The organism is Candidatus Polarisedimenticolia bacterium (genome assembly GCA_036001465.1).
GTDB lineage: Bacteria > Acidobacteriota > Polarisedimenticolia > Gp22-AA2 > Gp22-AA2 > Gp22-AA3.
The window spans coordinates 1-23,968 of record DASYUH010000046.1; the positions used below are offsets into that span (position 1 = coordinate 1).

12 protein-coding genes and 1 pseudogene are annotated in these 23,968 nt (G+C 67.5%); 7 read left to right on the forward strand and 6 right to left on the reverse strand.

What is annotated here, in order from left to right:
• A pseudogene (locus VGV60_09485) lies at positions 1 to 138 on the forward strand (YSC84-related protein).
• 752 nt (positions 139 to 890) lie between these two features.
• On the forward strand, positions 891 to 3,356 hold the full coding sequence (locus VGV60_09490) for a hypothetical protein (protein ID HEV8701487.1): 2,466 nt from the start codon (positions 891 to 893) through the stop codon (positions 3,354 to 3,356).
• Between the two features lie 111 nt (positions 3,357 to 3,467).
• On the opposite strand, the gene VGV60_09495 is transcribed toward VGV60_09490, so the two are convergent.
• Entirely contained in the window at positions 3,468 to 5,105 is a 1,638-nt protein-coding gene (locus VGV60_09495) for an ABC-F family ATP-binding cassette domain-containing protein (protein HEV8701488.1), read from the reverse strand.
• 251 nt (positions 5,106 to 5,356) lie between these two features.
• On the opposite strand from VGV60_09495, the gene VGV60_09500 reads away from it, so the two are divergent.
• Complete coding sequence (locus tag VGV60_09500) at positions 5,357 to 8,014, forward strand: VIT domain-containing protein (protein ID HEV8701489.1); 2,658 nt, start codon at positions 5,357 to 5,359, stop codon at positions 8,012 to 8,014.
• Positions 8,015 to 8,063: 49 nt separating this feature from the next.
• Here VGV60_09500 and VGV60_09505 read toward each other — a convergent pair whose 3' ends face one another.
• Together VGV60_09505 and VGV60_09510 are read right to left on the reverse strand one after the other, a co-directional pair.
• Positions 8,064 to 8,834: an exodeoxyribonuclease III gene (locus tag VGV60_09505; GenBank protein ID HEV8701490.1), complete on the reverse strand. Its 771-nt coding sequence runs from the start codon at positions 8,832 to 8,834 to the stop codon at positions 8,064 to 8,066.
• 74 nt (positions 8,835 to 8,908) lie between these two features.
• Positions 8,909 to 11,248 (reverse strand): MMPL family transporter, encoded by a 2,340-nt coding sequence (locus VGV60_09510; GenBank protein ID HEV8701491.1) that lies wholly within the window; start codon positions 11,246 to 11,248, stop codon positions 8,909 to 8,911.
• A gap of 181 nt (positions 11,249 to 11,429) precedes the next feature.
• Between VGV60_09510 and VGV60_09515 the strand changes: the two genes are divergently transcribed.
• A complete protein-coding gene (locus VGV60_09515) occupies positions 11,430 to 12,785 on the forward strand; it encodes a pyridoxal phosphate-dependent aminotransferase family protein (GenBank protein ID HEV8701492.1) in 1,356 nt (451 codons plus the stop codon).
• A 2-nt stretch (positions 12,786 to 12,787) separates the two neighbouring features.
• Positions 12,788 to 13,972 carry a GNAT family N-acetyltransferase gene (locus tag VGV60_09520; protein HEV8701493.1) on the forward strand — a complete coding sequence of 395 codons (1,185 nt, stop codon included), beginning with the start codon at positions 12,788 to 12,790 and terminating at the stop codon, positions 13,970 to 13,972.
• 30 nt (positions 13,973 to 14,002) lie between these two features.
• Here VGV60_09520 and VGV60_09525 read toward each other — a convergent pair whose 3' ends face one another.
• A complete protein-coding gene (locus VGV60_09525) occupies positions 14,003 to 15,292 on the reverse strand; it encodes a D-arabinono-1,4-lactone oxidase (GenBank protein ID HEV8701494.1) in 1,290 nt (429 codons plus the stop codon).
• A 107-nt stretch (positions 15,293 to 15,399) separates the two neighbouring features.
• Positions 15,400 to 17,751, reverse strand: coding sequence for a hypothetical protein (locus VGV60_09530; GenBank protein HEV8701495.1), 2,352 nt, complete (start codon positions 17,749 to 17,751; stop codon positions 15,400 to 15,402).
• 216 nt (positions 17,752 to 17,967) lie between these two features.
• Between VGV60_09530 and VGV60_09535 the strand changes: the two genes are divergently transcribed.
• Positions 17,968 to 19,701, forward strand: coding sequence for a transglycosylase domain-containing protein (locus VGV60_09535; protein HEV8701496.1), 1,734 nt, complete (start codon positions 17,968 to 17,970; stop codon positions 19,699 to 19,701).
• Between the two features lie 42 nt (positions 19,702 to 19,743).
• On the opposite strand, the gene VGV60_09540 is transcribed toward VGV60_09535, so the two are convergent.
• Positions 19,744 to 22,500 (reverse strand): hypothetical protein, encoded by a 2,757-nt coding sequence (locus tag VGV60_09540; protein ID HEV8701497.1) that lies wholly within the window; start codon positions 22,498 to 22,500, stop codon positions 19,744 to 19,746.
• 333 nt (positions 22,501 to 22,833) lie between these two features.
• Between VGV60_09540 and VGV60_09545 the strand changes: the two genes are divergently transcribed.
• Positions 22,834 to 23,964 (forward strand): polysaccharide pyruvyl transferase family protein, encoded by a 1,131-nt coding sequence (locus VGV60_09545; GenBank protein HEV8701498.1) that lies wholly within the window; start codon positions 22,834 to 22,836, stop codon positions 23,962 to 23,964.
• The last annotated feature ends 4 nt before the right edge of the window (positions 23,965 to 23,968 follow it).

Genomic DNA, 23,968 nt, shown 5'->3' on the forward strand with positions numbered 1-23,968 from the left:
CACCTCCTCAAGGACCGGTTCACGCTGGGGGGTGACGCGGCCGCGGTTGCAGGCCCGGTCGGGCGAACGGCGAAGGCCGCCACCGACGCCCAGTTGCACGCCCAGATCCTGTCGTGGTCCCGCTCACGAGGCGTCTTCCTCCCGTGACGGCGCACGAGCTCCTGCTGGGCCACTCCGTTCCCACGCCGGCCTCCGCGGCGCCGTTCGTGAAAGTCGCGTCGAAATATTCCCGTCCCCAGAGCGGGTAGGGGAGCTTGACGCCATCCCGGGTCCCTGCCGGTACAGAGCCTTGAGTTTCGGTGTTGGTCGGGGCCCTGCCGTGGATAAAACGCAGCGCAGCCTCCACAACCTCGTCCCGATGATCGCGGATCCCTGCGATCGTCGGCGCGCTTTACTACGACAACGGCCAGTCGGACGACAGGCGCGCGCTCTTCTACTATGGAAACGGCGACCGGGGCGTCTCGCTCCGCCCGCAACAGCAGCTCGCGGACGACGCCGCACCTATCGTCCTGGGTCTGCGGTCGCGCTCTGCGGGCTCTTCCGGTTGGCGGCGCTCGGACACGCGCCCTCCGGCAGGGGGATGGTGCGTTCTAGATGTGCCTGCAGGCACGCGTCCACCACCTTGGCAGCGGCCACCCGTGGCCAGCATGTTGGGGCGTCCCGCCAGGTGATCGGGCGCGCGAGCAGCCTGCCAGCCTGGGGGCTGCGATCGGCGACCCCGCGGCCCCCCCGCACCCCTACGATGGCTGGCTAATTGATGTTAAAATTCCCCATACAGCCTGAGGTGGTGATTGGTGTCTGATCGCGAGGCCGCTCGGCGGCAAGTGGACGGCGTCGTCCGTCACTTCCGAATCTGGATCGCACGCAGTTGAATTAACGGAGGTCTTCAAATGAGACGCATCCTCGCTGCCACCGGGCTCTTGATTCTGATGGTGCCGCCAGCTCTCGCGAACGTATGCACCTGCACCGGCACCTGCACCATCGCTTCTGGGACGAACTGGTCAGGCGCCGCTTCCTGCACTGACGCCAGCGGCCCTGATCAGACCACGGATGCTATTGTCGTCGCTTCTGGTGGCTCTCTGAGCTGGGACCAGACGGGCACCAGGACCTACGACTATCTTTGGATCCAGCCCGGCGGCACGGCGACGGTCACTGTTTCCCCGGTTGTCATGCAGTTCGACGGACCGCCTTTGAATATTTTTGTGCGCGAAGCCTTCTTTGTCGTGGGGAACGTCGGCGATGCCCGCGGCACTTTCGTCTCCAACGGCAAAGACCTGACAATCTCCTGGATTGGCACGGGCGCCGGGATTGCGATGCTCCTGGGCCCCTCGATGTTCGGCGGAGAGGACGACACGGGAACGAATTACACCAGCGTAACGCTGCGTGGTGTCGAGCGTGCTTCTACCGCAGTCCTTGACTATACCCGTGGCGCGACGGCCCCGACGCCGGACACCGACATGGTCGACTGCGCCGATGGAGTAGTGGCCCCGACCGGCGGCGCTGTCGGTGACACCATCGTCTTTACAACTGGCAAATCGCAGGATTTCTGGTATGAGGTGACGTGCTATCCAGATCAATGCACCGGCGCCGGCGCTCCATTTGCTTGCTGTACCGGCGCCGGTGCGACGACAGAATGCTCGGCAACCGCCTGTGGCGGCGGTCCTTGCGATTACCAGATCACGCGCAACTCGACTGGTTCGACTCCTGGCGGCGTCGCCTCCTCCGCCAGCTGGTCGTCTCTGACCATGATCCCGGGCAACGGCGGCCCCTTTCGCCACGCGACCCCGGTTGATAGCGACGCCGATGGCGCCGCCAATGGCGATGGCACTCTTCCGGCAATCGGCGACCAATTCGTCGTATTCAAGCCGATTCTGATACAGGGAGGCACGAATCCAATCACCAATGGCATTCTGTTTCACTTTCACGGGGCCGGAGTCGATCTCCGCTACATCGAAATCAACAAAGGCTCTGGTCAGGATGCTGAAAACTGTGCTGGCGGCTCCGGCTCAACCGTCCTTTGGGATACCTGTGCCAGGATAGACTCGAGAGAAGGTGCAATGGAGTTCGTCAATGTCCACAACTTCGCCTCCCGGCAGGGGATGTGGGAGGTGAGTCAAACGGACTGCAACACCGACGCCCGCCCCAACGTTCCGCGTACGTACAGGCACTTCTACATCCACGATGTCGACGCGCAGGTTGGAACCACCTGTCCAGGTGAAGACGAGAACCTAATGGGCTCCGGCATCAACTACTTCATGGACGACCCTGCCGGAACGCAGGATGGGATCACCATGGATGGTTTCCACCTGGCCCGCTGGGGCGCTGGGGCGGCGTTGGGAATCGTTCCCTCCGGTGCCGTCCTGCGCAATATTCTGTGGCGGAATGTGATCATCCACCAGGCTCCTGGCATCGCGGGCTATGGTGCAGTCCATGTTGGCCTGGGCTTCGGGAAGGGAGGCGTCGTTGTAGAAGGCGCTGCCCTATGGGATATCGGCGCGGACGGTCGTGAGGGGCGTGCCATCGATTCCAATTTCACCAGTTCTTCCTCGTGGGCGGTTCGCAATGGTTTCATGGTCAACATCGACAGCAATCTCACAGGCGGTTCGACGCCAGGCGGTGCTGTTGTCTCTGGCGACAGGACTCAGGATACTGGCGGCGCCCTGGTCAGCGACAGTTATATCTCCAGAATCGTCGGTGGGGCGATGTATGGTGGGCGGAGTCTGTTCAATTTCATCAAGGACGTGAACATGGAGGATGACGCTACCGCGCCATGCGATTCTTCTGACCAGCGTGGGGCGCTCCATGCGCCGGTCGAGGCGACAGGAAATGTCGTCACCCGGTCTCATCCACTTTCTTGTACTGCAAACGCCGTCCAGATAAAGTTTCTTAGTGCGTCCGCGTTCACAACTCAGACACGCCGGATTGACAGCAATCTGCTCTATAACATGGACACTGACGGCGTCACGCGCTTGTCCTGCCTCCTGCTTCAAGCTGAGGACGTTCCCGTGAACCGAGATGTGGATTTCTATAACAATGTCTGCGATCTGAATGACTATGACGGCGGTCCGGACACTTTTGGGCTCCTGGCGATAGGCACAGTGAGCAGTCGAACAAGGGCCTATTGCAACATATTTCGAGGAGTCTCACAGACGAGTTCGACTGGCTTCACTGGACTGACGGTCAGGGACCAAGGCTGCAACCGCTTCGATCGGACGAAACGCAATCGCTGGGGCCGCGCCCTCGGCTCACTTCGCGTTGGCATACAATCGTTCAGATGGTTCCATCCGGCGGTCATCCCGCTAATGGACGCCGACGCTTTCACGAACTATGACTGGCGTGCGTGGAGTGGCGGTTAGTGAGACCTGTTTCCGGGACCGCCATACCTTCAGCGAGAGGGTGCTCCAGACGCTCTCGAGGCGGCACTGCGGTCACATTTGCCCCATGAGCGGTGCTTCCTGGCGAAGGGGCTAGGCGTGCGTTCCCGGCGCCTCGTGCCCGGTCCGCTCGACGTACTCGACGTAGGATCCCGGATACAGGTGCGGCTGCGGCCCCATCCCGCTCTCTCCGCCGAGCTCGAGCACGCGGGTCCCCAGGCCGCGCAGGAAGGTGCGGTCGTGCGACACGAAGATCATCGTCCCCGCGAAGGATTCGAGGGAGTCGACCAGCATCTCCTTGGTCGCGAGGTCCAGGTGATTGGTGGGCTCGTCGAGGACGAGGAAATTCGGGGGGTCGAAGAGCAGGCGAGCCATCGCCAGGCGTGACCGCTCGCCGCCGGAGAGGGCCCTGATCTTCTTGTCGACGTCGTCTCCCGAGAACTGAAATGCTCCCGCCAGAGAGCGGAGCATCCCGGCCCCCTCGAGCGGGAAATCGGCCTGCAGCTGCTCGAAGACCGTGAGATCCGTGTTGAGGACGTCGAGCGACTGCTGGGCGAAGTAGCCCATCTTGAGGGCGGCGCCGAGCCGGACGTTGCCCGCATCGGGGGACAGCACGCCCGCAATGATCTTCAGCAGGGTCGTCTTGCCGGCGCCGTTCCGGCCCATGACCGCCCACCGCTCGCCGCGCCGGATCGTCAGGTTCATCCCCTCGTAGAGGACACGCCGGCCGAAGGCCTTGTGGAGGTTCTCGATCACCAGAACCTGGTCGCCCGAACGGGGCGGGTCGCGAAAATCGAAGCTCACGACCGTGCGCTGCTTGGGGAGGGTGACCTTCTCGATCTTGTCGAGGGCCTTGATGCGGCTCTGCACCTGCGCGGCCTTGGCGGCGTGCGTCCTGAACCGGTCGATGAATCGCTGCTCCTTGGCGAGCATCGCCTGCTGGCGCGTGTAGGCCGCCTCGCGGTTCGCCTCGCGCAGCCGGCGCTCGCGATCGTAGAAGTCATAGTTGCCGGAGTAGACCGTGATCTCGCCGCCGTCGATCTCCGCGATCTTCGAGACGACGCGGTTCAGGAAGTCGCGGTCGTGCGAGGTCATGAGCAGGGCGCCCGGGTAGCCCTTCAGATACGACTCGAGCCAGATGATCGACTCGATGTCGAGGTGATTGGTCGGCTCGTCCATCAGGAGCACGCCGGGCCGGCCGAGCAGCACGCGCGCCATCGCCACACGCATCTTCCAGCCGCCCGACAGCGCGCCGACGTCGCCGTCGATCCGCTCGTCGTCGAACCCGAGCCCGTGCAGGACCTCCCGCGCCTGGCTCTCGAGCGCGTAGCCCCCCAGGTGCGTGTACTCCTCCTGCACCTCGCCGTAGCGAGCCAGGATCGTGTCCAGTTCGCCGGCCCGGGCCGGGTCGGCCAGGGCGTGCTGGAGCGACTCCAGCTCGTGATGCAGGTCGCCGACACGGCCGCTGCCGGCGATGGCCTCGTCCAGCACCGAGCGCCCCGCCATCTCCTCCACATCCTGGCGGAAGTAGCCGATGGTCAGCCGCTTCGGGACCGCCACCTCGCCGTCGTCCGGCGACTCTTCCCCCACGATCATCCGGAAGACGGTGGTCTTCCCCGCACCGTTCGGGCCGACGAGCCCGACCTTCTCCCCGGCGTTGATCTGGAAGGAGGCCTCGACGAAGAGGATCTGCTTCCCGTACTGCTTGCCGACGTCGGCGAAGGAGATCATGTCGATTGCGCGCCGATGCGGACCCTGAAAGTGTGCGCCACAGGGCCATTCTCTTCACTCCCGGCGCGGATGTAAACCTGTCCGGACCGGTCCCCGCGTCCTCGGCCGGCCTGGTGTGCTGTCCGCATGCCGCGCCCGCCGCGCCCTCGATACCGCGCCGTCTCGTCGTGGAGGGAACTTCGGGCGGCGCTCCGTGTCCAATCACCGTAGATTGAACGAGGGGAATCCGCGAACTCGTCGGAGGTGTCGTGATGAAACAGACTGTCGGTCCATTCCCATTGTGCCTCGTCCTTGCCTTCCTCTTCGCGGCCCCCCCGATGGCGCGCGCCGAACAGCCCGCCCCCACCGGCGGCGAGCTGCGCGTCGTGACGCCGGGCGGGCCGGTCGAGCAGTGCCCCCTGAAGCACACGGACGTCGTCGCGGAGATCACCGGCAGCGTGGCGCAGGTCGAGGTGGTCCAGACCTTCCAGAATCCCTACGACAGGAAGATCGAGGCGGTGTATGTCTTCCCGCTGCCCGACCGCGCCGCGGTCCACGACATGGAGATCCTCGTCGGAGACCGGACGATCAAGAGCCTGATCAAGAAGCGGAAGGAGGCCCGCGCCGCGTACGAGGCGGCCCGCCAGGCCGGTCACATCGCCGCCCTGCTGGATCAGGAGCGACCGAATATCTTCACCCAGTCGGTGGCGAACATCCTTCCCGGCGGCGAGGTGGTGGTGACGATCCGCTATTTCGAGACCGTCCCCTACGCCTCGGGCGACTACGAATTCTCCTTCCCGATGGTCGTCGGCCCGCGCTTCATTCCGGGCGCTCCCGTGAAGGCCGGGGAGCACGGCCGCTTGCCCGATACGACGGAGGTGCCGGACGCGTCGCGCATCACGCCTCCCGGGCTCCGTCCCGAGACGCGCACCGGGCACGACATCTCCCTCGAAGTGCGGCTGGACGCCGGCGCCACGGTGCGCGGGCTCATGTCCCCCTCGCACCGGATCCGCGTCGAGAGCGATGGCCGCGGCGGCGACATCATCCGGCTCAAAGAGGAGGACTCGATCCCGAACCGGGACTTCGTCCTGCGCTACCGCGTCGATGGCGACGCCGCGAACCTGATCGTCCTGTCCCACCGCGGGGAGGGGGACGGCTATTTCCTGATGATCATCCAGCCCCAAGCGAAGCCGCCCGCCACCGACATCGCCCCGAAGGAGATGATCTTCGTGGTCGACTGCTCCGGCTCGATGAGCGGCGACCCGATCGACAAGGTCAAGGAGGCGATGCGCTATGCCCTGCAGGGGCTGGATCCTCGCGACACGTTCCAGATCGTGCGCTTTTCGAACGGGGCGGAGACCTTCGAGCCCTCCCCCGTCCTGGCGACCCCCGGCAACATCGGGCGCGCTCTGCGGTACGTCACCCACCTGTCGGGTCAGGGCGGCACGATCATGCTGGAGGGGGTGAGGACCGCCCTGGCGTACCCGGAGGATCCGCATCGCCTGCGCATCATCTCCTTCATGACCGACGGGTACATCGGCAACGAGGAGGCGATCCTGGCGTACACGTCAATGCACCTGGGCGGCGCGCGGCTCTTCTCCTTCGGAGTCGGCACCAGCGTCAACCGGTATCTGCTCGACAAGATGGCGGATTTCGGACGGGGAGCGGTCGAGTATGTCCTGCCGGGGGACGATTCCGGCAAGGCGATCCGGCGCTTCTACGACCGGATCCGCAGCCCGTACCTCACCGACGTCCAGATCGACTGGGGGGGGCTCGGCGTGACCGACATGTATCCGCGCGAGATCCCGGACCTGTTCCTCGGCCAGCCCGTCACCGTGTATGGCCGCTACGGTCTGGCGGGGAAGGCGGACGTGACCCTGCACGCCCGGCTGGGGGGCAGACCGTTCGAGAAACGCTTCACCGTCTCGCTCCCCGCCCGGCAGGACGAGGGGGAGGCGATCGGCACGCTCTGGGCGCGCGCCCGCATCGAGGATCTCTCCGACCGGCTCATCGTCGGCCCGCAGCCGGCGCTCGTCGAGGAGATCACCCGCGTCGCCCTGGCCCACCGACTGGTCTCGAAGTACACCTCGTTCGTCGCCGTCGAGGACCGGGTCGACACCGGTCCCGGAAAACCGGCGCTGGTCGAGGTGCCGGTCTGCACGCCGGCGGGTGTCAGCTACGACATGACCTACGGCGCCCCGGCGGGAGTCGAGATGATGGAGCGCGTCCGGGTCGCCGCGCAATCGCAAGCCACGACGACCCAGTTCTCCTCCGCATTCATCGATTCGCTGCCGATCCTGGGCCGGGACTATCAGGAGGTCTTGATTCTGGGCCCCGGTGTCGACGGGGACGGGAAACCAACCATCCACGGCTCCCGCGATGTCGACGTGGTCACTCTGGTGGACGGAGTCTCGGCCGGCGACCCGCTCACAGGCGAGCGCGGCCAGGAGTTGAACCTGAACTCGATCCAGGAGATCGAAGTGAAGACCGCCGGCGCGACAGCCGCGTACGGGCGAGCACTTGGCGGGTCGGTCGCGGTCGATGCCGCCGCGCCGATCCCGGGTGTCATCACCACCATCGCGGCACGGAGCTCCGCATACCGGGCCGCGGAGGTCATCGAGCTCTTGGTCACCATCGAAAACCGAACTGGGAAGGCGGTCCAGGTGCCGGCCGCGCTCTCGGTCGCCGACGGGACGGCGCGCTTCCGGGTTCTCGACCCGCAGGGGAGCGCCGCCGCCGATCCGATTCAAAATCGGGGGCCGGCGCGCATGATGACCCTGCAGCCTGGCGCCAGCGCCACCCTCAACGTCCTGCTGAACGGCGCTCGCGGCTACCGGCTCGCGCGGCCCGGCGAGTACCGAGTGACGCTGCTCGGTGCCGGCCTCGGGCTCGGCGACTCGAACACTCTGATTATGAGAATCAGGCCATGAGCGGCCCGGCGAACGGGGCTCGGCGACCGGGTGGCTCGAGCGAGGTCGCTTACAGGTCGGCGAAGACCGGCGCGTGATCCGAGGGGATCCGATCGTCCTTCTTCTTCCGGTAATCGCGATCGATCTCGACGGCTTGCAGGCGCTCGGCGATGTCCCGGGTCGCCAGGAGAAGGTCGAGCCGAAGCCCCTGGTTGCGCGGGAAAGCCCCGGCGCGGTAGTCCCACCACGAGAATGAGCGCGCCTCGGGATGGAGCCGGCGGAACAGGTCGAGCAGGCCCCCCTCGACGATCGCCGCGAAGCGGGCGCGCTCCTCGGCGGTGTGGAAGATCGTGCCCCGCAGCAGGTCCTCGTTCCAGCTGTCGATCGGGGCCGGGCAGATGTTGAAGTCGCCGCACAGGACCGCGGGACGGTCCTGCCGGTGCAGCCCGCGCAGGTGCGTCGCGAGCGCCTCGAACCACGCGAGCTTGCGCGGGTAGTCCGGATGACCGACGTCCTTGCCGTTGGGGCAGTAGATGGTCGTGAACGACAGCCCCTCCGCATCGGCGGTGATCAGCCGCGCGCCGGACTCGTCCTGCCCGGGCAGTCCTTTCTGCGTGACCGTGACCTGGCGGCGGCTCAGGATCGCCACGCCGTTCCACGCCTTCTGGGCGTGAACGACCGCCCGATACCCCTCGGCCTCGAGGAGGGCGTGGGGAAACTGGTCCTCCGTGAGCTTGAGCTCCTGGAGCCCCACCAGGTCGGGACGGCGCTCGCGCAGCCAGAGCAGCAGGAACTCGAGCCGCGCCCGGAGGCCGTTGACGTTCCACGTCGCGATTCGCACGCCTTCTCCCCGAGCCGGCATGCTATCAGAGAGCACCTCGCGGAAGGGTTGGGTGCGGGCAGCGAGCGGGAATGTCAGCCTGAGGTTCCTGGTGCCGTCGGGTCGACCGCCGCCGGTTGTCCCGGCGCGGCGTCGGGGCGCTCGCGATAGACGATCCAGAGGGCCGACGGCAGGATGGTCAGGCTCGCCAGCATCGACAGCACAAACGCGCTCGCGGAGACGATGCCGAACTGCCGCATGGGGGGCAGTCCCGAGAGGCCCAGCGCCAGGAAGCCGCCCGCGTTGATGAGGGTCGCGAACAGGATGGCGCGGCCCGCCACGAACAGGGCGTGACGCAGCGCCTCCTCGGTCGTGGCTCCGCGGCCTAGCTCCTGAAAATGATAGAAGAAGTGGATCTGGTCGTTCTCCGATGCTCCGAGGACGGTCGAGGCGATCAGGATCGTCGCCACGTTCAGCGGGATGCCGACCAGGCGCATCACGAGGAACATCACCAGGATCGCGAACAGGGACGGGATCATCGCCAGGAGCCGCGCGGCCCCGCTGCGGAACACCACCAGGAAGGCGACGAAGATGATCACGACCGTCAGCGCGAAGCTCTCGGTCAGCGTCGGGACGAGGTACTCGCCGATCTTCGCCTGCAAAAGCCCTGTGCCGACCACGCGCAGCCGGCATTCGCGCAGCGCCTGGTGCCGCGCCAACGCCGTGTCCCAGGCGCCGCGCACGAACGATTTCAGATCGTCCACGCCCGCGAAGTCCGTCGCGCGGTAGACCATCGCCAGCCGGGCCTGCGCCAGCGTCCCCACGTCCACGTAGGAGCGCGCCCCCGGCTCCTGCAGGAGCAGCCGGTCGAGCTCCCCGGCGAGACTGGACCAGGCGGCCGGATCGTCGGGGAGGCGATCCCCTTCTCCGCCCACGTACCTCTGGAAGCGCAGGATCGTGGTCGGGCCGGTCACGGAGCCGATGCGTCGGTCGGCTTCCAGGGCGCGCGCGAACCCCTCGACACCGCGGAGCACCTCCGGACGCAGCAGCGCCCCCTCGGGGCCGGTGATCCACGCCTGGACGGGGGACAGGCCGGAGATCGACTGCTCGAAGCGGCGCATGTCCTTGTAGAGCGGCAGGTCCTTGCGGATGTAGTCGAGGGCGTCGGTCTCGATGCGCAGGGGCTCCATCACACCCGGGATTCCCGCCAGGGCGCCGGCGCCGGCGGCCATCAGCAGGCCGGCCGCCACGACCGTCACCCAGCGCACGCGGTAGGACAAGCGCGGCAGTCCCTCGACGAGGCCCACGAGCAGACGTCCGGCTCCGGTCCTGCGGCGCAGGACCGGCACGGAGAGGGCCGCCTGCAGGGCCGGGAACAGGGTGAACACCACACCCCAGGTCAGGAGCAGCCCCGCCGCGACCCACAGCCCCATCTCCCGGATCGGGCGTATCCCGGAGACCGCGAGCGCCGCGAAGCCGATCGCGGCCGCGACGATCGAGGCGGTCGTGGCCACGAACTTGTTCGCCAGGGCGAACACGCGGTGCGCCTCGATGTCGGTCCCTTCGGGGCATTCGGCGAAGCGCGATTGCAGGTAGACGAGGGCCGCCGTGCAGGTGACGAGGATCGTGAGCGGCACCAGGGACGACACGATCGTGAAGGTGAACCCCAGCACCCTGCCGGCCGCGACGGTGAGCGCCACGCTTGCCGCCAGGGTCAGGAGGAACGCGGCAAGCGTCCGCAGGGAGCGGAACAGGACCAGCGTGATCGTGACGACGAACAGCCCGAAGAGCGGGAAGGACCGGCGGCTGGCGCGCACCGTTTCGATCTCGAGGTAGGCGTCGACGTACGGGCCGCCCACCCTGGGGATCCGGGCTCCGGCTTCCGGTCCGTTCTCGAAGGGGTTGAGCGCGGCGTCGAGGGCGGCGAGGATCGCATCGCGCCCCCCCGCGTCCCCCACCTGAAGATCGAGCGCCAGCCCCAGAAAGCCGCTCCCCACGAGCCCCTGCTTGCGGAACAGGTCGGTCCCGGTGGCGAAGCGGCGGAAATCCTCCTCCCAGCCGGGCGAGGCTCGGGCGCCCGGGTGCGTCCGGTCATAGAGGGCCAGGGCCGAGAAGGTCTGGACTCGCGGCACCATCCCCATGCTGCGCTCGATCGCCTCGAAGCGGGCCAGCGCCCCGGGGTCGAACGGATCGGCCGACTCGACCAGGAGCACGACCTGCTCCCCCTCGGGGAAGAGCCGCTGGAACTCCTGGTTGTCCCGGAAATCGGCGTCCCCCTGGACGACGAGGCGGGCGATGGAGTTGTCGGTCTCGATCCGGAAAGCCAGCGCGATGGCCAGCGGGACCACGAGCGCGTACACGACCAGGATGAACCGACGCCGCGCGATGATGCGCCGGAACAGGGCCTGGAGCGCCGGAGAGACCGTGCCGTCCATGGGTCGCACAGCCTACCGCACCGCCGCCTGCCTGTCACCCGCGGCGCGCCAGGCTGCCCGGGGCCATTTGACTCCGTCCGGGGGAAGGAAATGGGAACCCTTCACGAAAGTCGCGCGTATGCTTTACTAATCATGCTCTATCACACACGGGGGCTCGGTGGCGCCCAGGAAGGGTGAGTTCATGCTGCTCAGAAGTGGCACACCCTCGCCCACCCGTGTGCTTGCGAACGGCGGCGGGTCGGCGCACTGCAAAGCGACCGTGACGCTGTCCGTTATCGCCCCGGAGCGGCTGGACCCGTTCAACGGGTTCTTCCGAAACCATGGGCCTCGACCGGTGCCCCCGGACGGCCTGCTGGATCTCCCCGTTGCCCGGCGCTGGTTCTCCCTGCTTTCCTGGGGGGACGAGGAGGGGCTCTACACCTACCAGATGCCCCTCGAGGGGCGCACGGGCACGCGGGCCCGGGTCCTGGGGCGCTCGCGGATCATGCTCTCCTGCTACGACTACCTGGGCCTCGCGGGCCATCCGGCGGTCGAGGAGGCCGCCATCGCCGCGGTCCGGACCTACGGGACGGGGACGGGGGGCGTACGCATGCTCACCGGTACGACCGTCCTGCACCGCGACCTCGAGAGCGAAATCGCCGCGTTCAAGGATGTGGGGGCGGCCCTTGCATTCGGGTCGGGGTACCTCGCGAACCTCGCGGTCGTGGCCGCTCTCTTCGGTCCGCGGGACCGCGTGTTGCTCGACGCCCGCGCACACAGGAGCCTGCACGACGCGTGCGTCCTGGCCCGCGTGCCGGTGACGACCTTCCCCCACAACGACGTCGCTGCCCTTGAGCGCGAGCTGCGGCGTGAGCCAGCCCGACACCGCACCCTGATCGTGGTGGATGGCCTCTACTCCATGGACGGCGACCTGTGCCCGCTGCCCGAGCTGGTGGAGCTGAAGCGCCGGTACGGCGCCTTTCTCCTGGTGGATGAGGCGCACGCGATGGGGGTGCTCGGCGCCACGGGGCGAGGTGTCCACGAGCACTTCGGCATCGCGGCCAGCGCGGTCGACATCTGGACCGGCTCGCTTTCGAAAGCCGTGCCGTCGAATGGCGGGTTCGTCGCCGGCCGACGCGACCTGATCGTGTACCTGCAGCATGCCGCGGCGCCGTTCTGGTTCTCGGCGGCGCTCGGTCCCGCGGCCGCGGGGGCCGCGCTCGAGGCGCTGCGCGTGGCGCGGCGGGAACCGGAACGGCTCGAGGCCCAGCGGCGCAACGCCGAAGCGTTGCGCCTCGGGCTCCGCGCGCGCGGCTATGACACGGGGAATTCCGCGAGCGCCATCGTGCCGGTGCTGGTCGGCGAGGAGGTCGCGGCCTGGCGGCTCGCGCGGCGGCTGTTCGACGAAGGGGTCCTCGTCTCCGCCGTGGTTCATCCGGCCGTGCCGCGGGGTGCCGCTCGACTGCGGCTGTGCGCCACCGCGGCCCAATCGGCCGCGGATCTCGACGAAGCGCTCGAGGCATTCGACCGGGCCGGCCGCCCGGCCGACCCCAGGTGAGCGTGGCCACGGCACGTCCGCGGCGCTCCACCGCCGGCGAGACGGGACGCTACGTCGTCCATGCGTACACCGATATCGGCGACGTGGATCCGCGCGAATGGGATTCCCTGCTGGCGCCGGACGACGTTCAGGCGACGCAGCGCTTCATCGGCGCCTGCCAAAATTCGCGGGTGGCGGACGCGGCCTATCGGCACATCACGGTGCACGACGACGAGCGGTTGCACGCGATCGCGAGCTGCTGTCGTATGGAAGTGGCGCTCGATCTGCTCTCCACCGGCGTCGTGCGCGGCGCAATCCAGGGGATGCGGCGGTGGCGTCGCGACTTCCTCCGCGTCCCGGTGGCGTTCTGCGGGTTGCCGGTGTCGTTTGGGCAGTCGTGCCTGCGGCTCCGCCCCGGGGCCGACGCGCCGGCGATCACGCGCTTGGTCGCGCGGGAGCTGGAGAGCTGGGCGCAGGGTACCGGCACGGCCGTGCTGTGCTTCAAGGAATTCTCGCCGCGGGAACAACCGGTCGTGGAGCCGCTGACGGAGCACGGTTACTTCCGGGCGCCCAGCATCCCGTCCTGCAGCCTCGCCATCGCGTGGCGCACCTTCGAGGAGTACGTCGGCGCGATGCGGGCGGGGTACCGACGGCAGATCCTGACGAGCCTTCGGGCGCGCGAGCAGCTGGGGCTCACGGTGCGCCTGGTCCCGGCCTGGGGAGAGCAGGCCGCGCGCATCTTTCCCCTGTACGAACAGGTCATGGACCGGGCGCCGTTCCAGCTCGAGCGGCTGAACCTGGCGTTCTTCCAGCACCTCGCGGCCGATCTCGGCGACCAGACCACGGCCATTCTCGTCGAGCGCGACGGCGCGCTCCTCGCTGCCGCAGTCCTGCTCCATGCCCCGGGCGCTCTCACCTTCCTGCTCGCGGGTATCGACTACGCCCACCACCCCCAGTCCCAGGCCTACCTCACGCTGATCGCCGAAATCGTCGCCGAGGCGATTCGTCACGGGGCAACGCGGCTCGAGCTGGGACAGACGAGCTATGACCTGAAGCAGCGCCTGGGCGCCGAGGTGAGCGCGCGCTGGCTCTACATCAAGTGCCTGAATCCGGCCGCGCACCTCACCCTCCGGATCGCGTCCAGGGCGTTGTTCCCGACGGTCTCGCCTCCGCCGCGGCGGGTCTTCAGAACCGCTGGCGGCCGATGACTTGAATCGTCGCGGTTCGTGTGGACCGCGCTATTCAAGAAACAGCTCGCGCAGGTGGGGGTTCAGGAATCGTTCCCCCGGGTCGAGCTCCTCCCGAATGTGCAGGAAGTCGTCCCAGTGGGGATACACGCGGCGCAGATAGGCGGGTCCCGCATTGTGCTTCTTGCCCCAGTGCGGCCGACCGGCGTGATTCTGAAAGATCGCCTCGGCGCCGTCGAAATACTCCCGGTAGCTGTTGGGATGAAAGACATTGATGGAGAGTGTGGCGGAATCACGTTTGAAAAAGGGGGACAGGAAAAAATCATCCTCCCGCACGTACCGGTATTCGATGGGGAAGCTCACCGGCAGCCTCCGGCGGATGATGAACTCGCGCAGCTCGCGCACGCAGTCGGGGCCGCGGTCGGCAGGCACCGCGTACTCCATCTCGTGGAAGCGCACCAGGCGCGGAGAGGGGAAGATGCGATGGGGCGGGCCCAGATACTCCGCCTCGTCCAGGGTGCGGGCGCACAAGGCGTTGATGGCCGGTGTCCAGGCCGGGCGCAGGCGCGAGCCCTGGCAGGTCAGCCAGAAAGCCAGGTTCTCCAGGAGCAGGTTGGTGAGGAAGGGGCGGAACCGGTTCGGAGGATTCTCCTCCGCCGGGACCCGATCGAGGGTCTTGGTGAGGGCCAGGTCCGAATAGGGAAACCAGAAGAACTCGAAGTGGCGATGTCGGGCGGCGGAGGCGGCGACGCGGGCCAGGCACTCGTCGAGCGGAACCCGACGTCGCACCTCGGACAGTCGGTACACCGGACAGACCTTCAGGCGGACCTGGGACAGGATGCCGAGGCTTCCCAGCGAAACGGCCGCGGCCCGGAAGAGCCGCTCACCATGCCGGCGGCTCAAGGTCACGCTGTCGCCCGCCCCTGTGACCAGGGTCAGCTCGAGAACCTGGCTGGAGATGCAGCCCAGCCGCGCCCCGGTGCCGTGCGTCCCGGTGGCCAGGACCCCGCCCAGGGACTGGGTATCGATGTCCCCCTGGTTTTCGATGGCAAGGCCCTGGCGGGCGAGCAGCGGTCCCAGCTCGCGCAGCCGGGTCCCCGCCCAGACCGTCGCCTCCTTCGGCTCGCGGTCCAGTGACACCAGGCCGTTGAGCCGGTCGAGCCGGATGGTCTGGTGGTCGGTCGCGCAAAGCGCGGTGAACGAATGGCCGGCTCCCAGCACCCGAATGGGCATGGTCGAGCGGCGGACGCAGGCCACGAGCTCTTCCTGGCTGCCCGGGCGGTCGATCCGCGCCGGCCGCCAGCGCACATCGCCGGCCCAGTTACGCAGACGGGCAGCCATCCGGGCCCGAACATCGCGGGTCTGACCGCATGGTGTCGGCCGACTTCAGGGGGCGACGCCCTGGCGGCGACGTCTGGATCGCGCGGTCGGCCATCGGGACAACGTTTCTACTGCGTTGTGATCGCGTCGCAGCCGAAGACGCCGATATTTCCAGTCGTCCTCCCCTTCAGGCACGCCCTCGTGTCGGCCGGATCGATGCCGGTGCCGGCCAGCTCATAATGGAGAACGAGATCCGGCCGGTGATCCTTGTTGACATCCTGCAGGTGGCCGGTGACGTGCTGTTCGGCGCAATTGCGCTCGCCGGGAGCGTCGGCGTCGCCGAAGCAGACCGTCGACACGTCGACCGAGGCCGCGTCGAAGGTGTCCGTCGTCAGGACGGCCACGGTCACCTGGTTGCGATTCATGTTCACGATGTTGAGCGAATCCTTGGGCTCGATGTCGATCGCGATCGGCAGAAAGACGTCGATCGTCGTTTCCGCCTGATTGTTGGTGATGGGCGAGTCGGTCGAGGCGGACGTGACGATCGCCCGTTCGGTGAGCAACCCCGCCGACGTCAGGGTCGCGGTCATCGTCAGATTGGCCGTGCCGTTGAACGGGACGGTCCCCAGCTCGCACTTCGCCTCCGTGCTGGCGGTCGTGCAGGCTTGCGTGCCGATCTCGTACGGCGCCGCGACCGTCCAGCTGGAGCCATCGACCTGGGCCGATCCGGCGCTCGGAATGAACGTCTGGATCGCCAGCGCCTTTCGAGGAATTCCCGGGCCCACGTTGCCGACCGGGCTCGTGCACGTCATGGGCTGGCCGACGAGCACGACCTCGCCGCCCGATCCGGTGCAGGAGGTGCTGATGAAGAGATCCGCGCTATCCTCGTTCGTCGTCGGGACATCGGCGACGTTCAAGCGAAGGTCATAATCGTCCCCACCTGCCACCCCCTGGGGACCTAGAAATCCAGAGGCAAAGGTGTGCTTCCCCGTCGGCATCTCGTCGTTGCGGCCTTCCTCGAAAAGGTTGACCACGTAGCAGTACACGTAGACGAGCGGGTCCAGGTAATGAGAGCCGAAATAGTCGTCGAGGCAGTCCTGCTCCTGGCCCTTCGAGAGGAACCGGTAGTCGTGATCGTCCCGGAGATAGAAATCGAGCGTGGCTCCTGTGAAGGTCATCTCGCCATCGCCAAAGCTGCCGTCATCGTCGTAGTGGGCCATGTCGCCGTCGGCGAAATCCGACATGCGAAGCCAGGCGTCGGGCGCCCGGTTGACGTTCATCCACATGAAGGACAGCTCGCCGTCGCTTCCAGGAAGGGTGTCATTCTCATCGTGCAAATCCATCAGGTTCAGGGTAAGGGCCCGGTGCCGCAGGATGGAGGGAGGCTCCGAGACCCAGCCTGCATAGATCCGCCGCGCGTACACGGCCTCGGGCGGCGTGCCGCTGCCTTCCAGGTTGATGGTCACGCGCATCATCGTTCCTGAATCGAACCGCGGATCGCCCACGCAGGCCTTCTCGGCCGGCATCGGCTGCAGATCCGGCGCGATCGAGACGGTGTTTCGCGGGCCAACCTCGACCCGGGTGCTGAAGGCGCTGTGCGGCGGCCGTGGCGGCAGGCAGACATCGAAAGTGAACAGAGTGTCGATCGGCGTGGTCTTGTACGATTCGTCTTCCGGCGGCACCGGGTATCCACACGTGTCTCCGAAGGGACCGGTCGTGATCCCCAGGCCGCAATTCAGCTGCTGCACGCCGTATCCGCCCCGTCCGTGGATGTAGACATCGGTCAGAGTGACAGGCACCGGCGTGCTGCCCGTACCGTCCAGCGGCGCCGCCACGTCCCGCATGATGGCCACGGCGCGGGGAGGGTGGATTTCCGTGTGATACAGATCGCCTTCCTCGTGTCCGCAGTCGTAGACCCAGTGTCCCTCGACCCAGGCGCGGTCGCCGTCGGAGGGCCAGATCCATTTTGGAAAGGTCGGGTTCGCGCCATCCCCCTTCTTGTTCCCCGGCTTGATGCCGGTTTCCCACTCGATGGAAAGCGAATCCGGATCATGGTCGGGGTCGTCTGGATCGTCCGACGACCTCGGGCTCAACAGATAATCCTGCTCGGGATCCAGGCGAATCACGAAATCCAGATCGTGAGAATCGTGATTGGAAAAGCTGTCCGGCGCGGCCACATGCGTGTCGCGCACCACGCCCGTCGCGGATCGGAATCGGTGGTTGTTCCCAGGCTCGAAACGCGCCTCGGGATCGACCCAGACCCATCCTTCGTCCAGGAAGATGTCGACGATGTTGTTGAGGTTGGCGCCGCCGAAGATGATGTCGACCGCGCTGGCATGTTGGGTGCAGGCCTCCGACGCACCCGGATTCAGCTCGGCAGGGGAGGGGGCGCCAAACGCCGCAAGAACCGCGATCGCGCTGCTGGCCATCGCGGCAGATGCGAACCTGAGAAGACGACCGTGCCGCTGCTGAGGACGCATCGGGATCCCTCCTGTCGAGTGTCGATTGGTGAAGTCACGCTCGCGCCCATACGATGGCAACCGTGGCTGAACATGCCAGCCCGTCTCAACTGCCTGTCACGAAGGTCGGTTGGGGGGCAGTATAGTACACAGCCTGAGGTCAGGATCCCGGGACTCTCACCATTCCAAAGCGGGGGAGGCGCCACGTGCCGTGACGAGGTATGGCATCCTTGGATCATGCACACGGTTCGCTCCCGACGCCGCTGGCTGCTCGCGGCCGCGGCGGCCGCGCTGGCGCTGGGCCTCGGAGCGCTCGCGGTCCGGCCCTTTTTGGAGCGAGCCGCTCGCACGCGGATCGAGGCGGAGGCCGCGCGGCGAGGCCTCGTCGCCCGGATCGACGCCGTGCGGATCGGCCTCTGGCCCCCGATCCGGCTGACCGGGGTCGCTCTCGAGAAGGCAGGCAGGTGGCGCCTCGGCGCCGACTCGGTCGAGGCCTGGTGGCCCGGTCGGACGCGGCTCATCGTGACACACGCGATTCTCGACGGGCCGGCCGGGCTGACGGTTGCGGCGGAATCGACGACGTGGGACATCGTCGGCTTCGCCCGCGACGACTTGCGCGTCACGCTGGGGCAGCCCCAGGCCGGGCTGGTCCTGACCCGGACCGCCGACCCCGAAGAGAGCACGTGGGCGCTCGAGGCGCGGGACCTGCCGATGGGCCGCCTCCTCGACGTGCGGCGGCTCAACCGGCCGCTGCTCGACGGAGGGACGATTCGCGGCTCGATGACTCTCAGGACATCGGGCGGGGTCGCCCGCTTCGATCTGAAAATGGCCGCGCGCTCCGCACGCCTTCCGGCGCTCGCGGGGGACGGATCGGAGCGCCAGGCGCTCGGCGAGCCGACGGAGCTGGACATGCAGGTGGCCGGCTCCTGGAGACGGGCGGATGGCGCCCTGGAGATCCCCCGCTGGAGCGCCACGATCGACGGGGCCGCGCTCTCCGGCACGCTCGTCGTTCGCGAACTCGACACCGACCCGAGCGTGGACCTGTCGCTCGACGTGGAGCGCGTGGACTTCGCGCGCCTGTTGCGCACCTCGGGTCTCGAGGCCCCGGGGAAACTCGGCCCGCCGTCGGCGGCCGGGCACGGCGACGACCTGGGCTCCGCCTCGCTCGCCGCCCGCGCGCAGGGGCGGATCTCCGATCCGGCTTCCTTCGTGGTGACACAGCGGCTCGACTTCACGCCGCCGCGGCGCCTCCCGTCCGCCATCGAGAGGCTTCGCGGAGGCTTCGTCCACGAGGTAGGCCTGGGCTCGGGCGCCAGCCGGGCGATCGACGTTTCGCCGGCGTCCCCCGACTTCATCCCGCTCTCCGAGGTGCCGCCGCTCTTTCTGCGCACGCTCCTTCTGGGAGAGGATGCAGGCTTCTACGGCCATCCCGGCATCGATCTCAGGGAGGTGCCCGCGGCGCTCCTGACCGACTGGGTCAGGGGGGGCGCCGCGCGCGGCGCGTCGACGATCACGCAGCAGCTCGCCAAGAATCTGTTCCTGTCCAACGAGAAGCGCCTCGGACGGAAGCTCCAGGAGCTGTCCCTCACGCTCCTTCTCGAGTCGGCCCTCGGCAAGAACCGGATCCTGGAGATCTACCTGAACGTCATCGAGTGGGGCCCGGGTCTCTTCGGACTCCGGCCCGCAGCCCGCACCTACTTCGGCCGGGAGCCTCAAGAGTTGACGCCGGCCCAGATGGCGTTCCTGGTTTCGCTGATCCCCGCGCCCGTGAAGTACCAGAGCTCCTTTGCGCACGGCACGCCCGGGCCCGGCCTGCGGCAGCTCGTGGACGCCCTGCTCGCGAAGCTGCGTTCCGTGGAGGCCCTGACCGAGGAGGAATACCGCCAGGCCCTGGACGAGGAGATCGTGGTCCAGGGTCGGACTCCCGCGGCCGCTGACGACAGCGGCGGTCTACCAGGCGTGCCGGATTAGGTCGCGCCGACCACCGTCGCCAGGATCTCCACGCCGCCCCGGTCAGCGCACCCGCCGGAACGGGAGGAACAGTCGAATTTCCTTGTCCTTCGGCTTCGGCGGCCCGGTGGCGCCGCCGAGCTCCTTGAGGGAGTAAGGAACGTTGACGAAGGCCGCGTTCGTGGAGGGATTGCCGGCCGCGTCGACCGCCCGGTACGTCACCATGTAGACCCGGCCATCCCCCGTCTCCGATCGCTCCGCACGAACCTTGAAGTCGAAGTCCGGGGTTCCCGGTGAAGCCTCCTGGATGTCCATGAGGGTGCTGCCGTCGACAGAGCCGGGGGCGTCGTCCGGCTCGTCGCTGAGAACGGAGATCAGGGTGGCGCCGGCGGAGCCGCAGGCGTCGGACACCCCCACCGTGGCGTGGATCGGGACCATCCGGTGAGTGGGCGGCCAGAGGGTGGACGGCGACAGCGTGAGGGTGAGATGCGGGGGAGTTGTGTCGGCCACCTTGATGAGCGCTTCGGCGGTCCCGGTCGCGCCCGAGAAATCGGTCGCCCGGAGCGTGAGGAGGTGGTCCCCCAGGGAGAGCGTCCCGGAGAGGGACTCTCCGCTCCCCAGGAGGACCTGGGCCGGCCCTCCGTAATGCTCGAACCACTCGAAGCGTTGGATATCGTCCCGGGTCCCTGGAGTGGAATCGGGATCGGACGAGGCCGAACCGCTCAGGTTCACCACCGCCCCGGCCGGTGAGGTGCATTCCACCTGCGCCGGCGCCGTGATCCGCGCCTCCGGCGGCCGGTTGTCCGGAGCGCCCGCGTAGAGAAAGACCCGACCCGTCCCCCGGCCGTCGCTTGGGGCGCCCACAAGGAGATCTCCGGTCCGGTCACCGTTCACGTCCCCCGCCGAACCGACCGCGTTGCCGAGCAAATCGAAAGGGGCGTCCCCCTCGGCGAACCATGAAGGATCGACCTCGAGCCCTGCGGCCGAGCCCCGGAAGACATAAGCCCGACCCACCGACTCCTCGTTGAAGGCCCGGTCGTAGTCGGGCTCGCCGATGATCACGTCGCCGTAGCCATCACCGTTCAAGTCCCCGGCCCCCGCCACCGCGGTTCCCAGGTGGGCAAGCAGATGGTCGCCGGTCCGGGTCCAGGCGGGCGAGCCGCCAGGCCCTGAGGGGGATCCGAGGTAGACCCGGGCGATCCCCTGCTCGCCTCCGAAGCCGTTGAAGCCCCCCATGAGAATGTCATCGTAGCCGTCGCCGTTCACGTCGCCGGCGCCGGAGACGCTGGCGCCGAGAAACGCGAACCGGTTGACCAGGCCCGATTCCCACGCCGGAGCGGCGGCGAGCCCCAAGGATGACCCGAGGTAGACCAGAACCTTGCCGGCGTTGGGCCGGTCGATCGGCTCGGGGTAATCGTATCCGGGCTCACCGATGATCACGTCGCCGTAGCCATCACCGTTCACGTCCCCCGCCGCAGCCACCGCATAGCCGAACGCGGCCCCGGGCTGGTCCCCCTCGGAGGTCCATGCCGGGGACGCCCCGGGCCCCGAGGCGGAGCCGAGATACAACTCGGCTCTCCCGGGAACACCGCCGCCCACCCAACCCTGTGGCGCCCCGACGAGGAGATCCGAGAAACCGTCGCTGTTCACATCGCCGGCCCCGGCGACCGCGACCCCGAATCCCGTCGACACCTCCGTCACCGGCGAGATCCAGTCCGGAGCCAGGGAGAGGCCGACGGTCGAGCCGAAATAGACAAGGGCCCGGCCGACTCCCGAAACCACCACGTCCCCGAACCCGTCGCCATTCAGATCGCCGGCTCCTGCCACCGCCACGGCGAAGCCGTAGCCCGGCTCGCTCCCCTCCACCATCCACGACGGGACGTCTCCGATCCCCTCCGCGGAGCCGGTAAAGAGGTACGCTCGGCCGAAGCGGAAGTCCCCGTTGTCGTGCCTGGGCGCTGCCACGATCACGTCGCCGTACCCGTCTCCGTTGACGTCTCCCGCCGCGGCCACGCTCCCGCCGAAGCCATCACCCGCGGTCTCCCCCGCAAGGGATCCGGCGGGAGCGATCAGCATCGAGTCGACCTGGATCGGGTAGACGGCGCCGGTGTCGTCGATCCGAAGCTGGATCACGCCGTCCCCCGGGACGAACTCCGTCGGGATGTCCCTCCCCATGGCGTCGGTGCTCCGCAGCCGGGAGGACTCCAGCACCGCCCGGCCGAAGACATCGTGGAACAGGACCGAGGTGCCGTCCTCGCCCGCTGCGGCGCTCAGTCCGCCGGCGAGGGTCATCTCGAGCGTCACCGGACCGCGCCGGGTCCCGGCTTCCGGAGCGCGCTCGAGCCGGAGTCCCTGCTCGATGCCCGCATTACCGGCCCGGTACCACTCCATCAGCCCGGGTCGGCTGATTTCCAGCCCATCCCCGTGGACGCCGGGTCTTCCCGGCCGGACGACCGCGAGCCGCCCGACTTGCCCGAAACCGGTCAGGCCAATTCCCACCTTCCATGGGACGCCGGAGCGAGACGGGGCCGAAATCTCCACGCCCCGCTCATCGCCGCGCACCAGGAGCCCTGTGTCGGTGCGGGCCCAGAATCCCCTCTCCTGCAGCCGCCGGAACCGTCGGTCCGCGCCGGGGGTCGCGTTGGCCGTACCGTGCCCTCCCTCAGAGTTCCCTTCGGGGATCGAACCGGCGGAGAGGGTGGCTCCCGGGAAGGGGAGACGTTCCCTGCCGGAGGAACCTCCCCCCGGGGACTTCTCCCGGGCGGAAACGCTCAAGACAAGGGTCAGGAAGGTTGCGAGGGGCAGTCCGAGGCGGCGCACAGCACTTTCTCCCTGGCGACCGATCGGCTTTCCGGGGCCGTCGATCAGCGGACCGGGGACCGGAACGATACGATGAACCCTATCCTTCCGCAATGACCGCTTTGGTAATTCGACGAAGTCGACCCCCCTGTAAAACGGAAGCCCTGAAATGGTGCGCGCGGCGCATGGCCCCGGGGGAAAGGCCCGGCGAGGCGGCCAGGCGTAAGCTCTTCATCAAGCAAGGAATCCGGGTGGGAGACCGGGCGAATCCCTGTCCTCGGGCAGCCCGGGGGTATAGAATTCCATGGACCACAATCTGACAGCCGTGCCGTGTTCTGCTCGGAGCCCCCGCCCATGAAATATCGGATCGCGATATCCGGATCGTATGGAGGCATGAACCTCGGCGACGAGGCGATCCTCGAGGCCATCCTGAAGGAGATTCAGGCGTCCGGGCTGGAGGTGGAGATCGTCGTGTTCTCGAAGAACCCGGCGGACACCGAGCAACGGCACAAGGTTCATCCCGTCGCGATTCGCGAGATCCACAAGGATGAGGTCCTGGACGAGCTGAAGAAGCTCGACCTCCTCATCCTGGGGGGCGGGGGGCTCCTCTTCGACGGTCGTGTCGAAGAGTATCTGCGGGATGTCAACTGGACCAAGGACCTGGGCATCCCGGTCATGGTGTATGCGATCAGCGTGGGGCCGCTCCAGACGCCGGAATCGAAGAAGCTGGTCGTGGAAACGCTGAACCGGGTGGACGTCATCACCGTGCGCGAGGGGGAAGCGAAGAGGACGCTGCATGACCTGGGGGTGAACCAGGACATCGAGGTGACCGCGGATCCGGCCCTGCTCTTGAAGCCGCAGCCGTTCACCAAGGAGATGCTCAAGAAGGAAGGGGTGGATCCGGACGTGCCCCTGGTCGGGTTTTCCGTTCGCGAGCCCGGCCCGGCCGCGCCGCAGCTGGACGTCGAGCAGTACCACGCCATTCTTGCCAACGCCGCCGACTTCATGGTCGAGCGGTTCGACGCGCAGATTCTATTCGTCCCCATGGAACGCGGTGAGAGCCGCGATCCCCAGCATTCTCACGCGGTCATCTCGAAGATGGCCAACGCCCAGCGGGCGAGCGTCCTGAAGGGGGACTACACGTCGGCGCAGGTCCTGGGGCTGGTGGGGCACATGTCCTTCAGCGTCGGCATGCGTCTTCACTTCCTGATTTTCTCCGGGATCCAGAAGATCCCGTTCGTCCCGCTTCCTTATGCGTCGAAGGTCTCGGGCTTTCTCGCCGATGTCGACATGCCGATGCCGTCGATCGGCCAGCTGAACGTGGGGAAGCTCTGTGCGTTCCTGGATCGATCCTGGGATACGCGCAAGAAGATCGTCAAGAATCTCGAGGAGAAAATCCCTCCACTCCAGGAACGAGCCAGGCGAACCAATCAGATCCTCTGCGAGCTCCTCAAGTCGCTGCGCCCCAGGCAGGGCGAGTCGTAACGCG